2 protein-coding genes are annotated in these 1,288 nt (G+C 62.8%); both read right to left on the bottom strand.

Annotated elements, in window-relative coordinates; all coding sequences use genetic code 11:
* The coding region (locus tag FJ980_RS32320) for an aminotransferase class III-fold pyridoxal phosphate-dependent enzyme (protein WP_140547530.1) at positions 1 to 661 on the bottom strand (661 nt) is incomplete at its 3' end.
* 97 nt (positions 662 to 758) lie between these two features.
* A partial coding sequence (locus tag FJ980_RS32315) for a LysR family transcriptional regulator substrate-binding protein (protein ID WP_181181394.1) occupies positions 759 to 1,288 on the bottom strand: 530 nt, incomplete at its 5' end.

Genomic DNA, 1,288 nt, shown 5'->3' with positions numbered 1-1,288 from the left:
CGATAATCATGCCGGCCAGCCCGCCGCTGGTTGAACTCGCTATGGCGCGCTCGACCTCGTCGAGATAGGGCTGCAAGCCTTCGCCATGAATGCCGCGATACTGGTTGGGCTCGGCCACGAAAGTGACCCCGCCAAGCTGGGGCACGGGATGGCGAAAACCCGCTATCCCGGTCACCGACTGCGCGCCGAAAGTGGCGCCGTGATAGCTCGAGGCAAGCGCCAGCATGTCGATGTTGCCGGTATGCGAGCGCGCCATCAGCAGCGCAAGATCGATCGCTTCGGCCCCGCTGTTGGTGAAATGTACGACCCAATCGTGACCGGCCGGCATCGTTGCCACCAGTTCCTCCGCGTACTGAGCCGGAACCGGGTGGTAGAACATCGTCGTGCAATGCGTCAGTTCCGCCAGTTGCTCGGTGGCCGCCTTGACCACCTGCGGATGCGCGTGGCCGACCGAGATGCAAAGGTTCATGCCGAGCAGGTCGATGTATTTACGATCCTTCTCGTCCCAGACATACTGGCCCTTGCCGCGCTTGAGGATCAGCGGGTCCTTGTAAGGAACGAACTTGCGCTGCGTGGCCGAATAGAAGCGGTTCCGCCGATCGACGATGGCCTCGGTCGACCAGTCGATGTCCAGGTTGGAATGGACGTGCGGAGCGTTCATGCCGTGTCTCCCGTGTTGCGAACTCCTGGATTGAAAACACGGAATGCGCGGCGCGCACACCGCCAAACTTCCTTATCAGGATAACTGATGGAGTTGATTAGTCATGCGACGAGGGGCGATCGACGGCATAGCAGTCGGCGGGAAGGCCAGGCAGGCGGGTGCTGATCGCGTTGGTCAGCACTTCCGCGGTACGCGTGGCGAAAGCCTCGGGGAGGTTTCCGAGCTCCCGCTCGCGCGCGACCAGAAGGATGTTGCGCGACAGCCCGGTGAACGGCAAGGGATGGACGTCAATCTCCATACCCTCCGCCAGCCCGTCGATGAGCAGGGTCGGCGTCAGGATCGCAAAGCCCATGCCGGCCGCGACCGGCGCCATCACCACGCTGGAGCGGTCACCTTCCATGGCACGCGGGATCTCGATGCGCAGGCGGCTCAGATGCTGGTCGACGCGCAGGCCAACCGGCGTCTCGCGCGAGAAGCGCACGAAGGCGAGCTTCTTGGAGAGCTTGACGATGTCACCGACATCGCCGGCAAAACCCTTTGGCGTCACCAGCAGGAATTTTTCGGTCATCACAGGATAACGTGTCAGTCCCTCACTCTCGACCAGCTCGCCGGAGGTGCCGGCGCGGT

The sequence above is a fragment of the Mesorhizobium sp. B1-1-5 genome (genome assembly GCF_006443065.1).
Lineage (GTDB): Bacteria > Pseudomonadota > Alphaproteobacteria > Rhizobiales > Rhizobiaceae > Mesorhizobium.
Note: the sequence above shows the minus strand (reverse complement) of the source record. Positions and strands in the feature narration are given on the sequence as shown.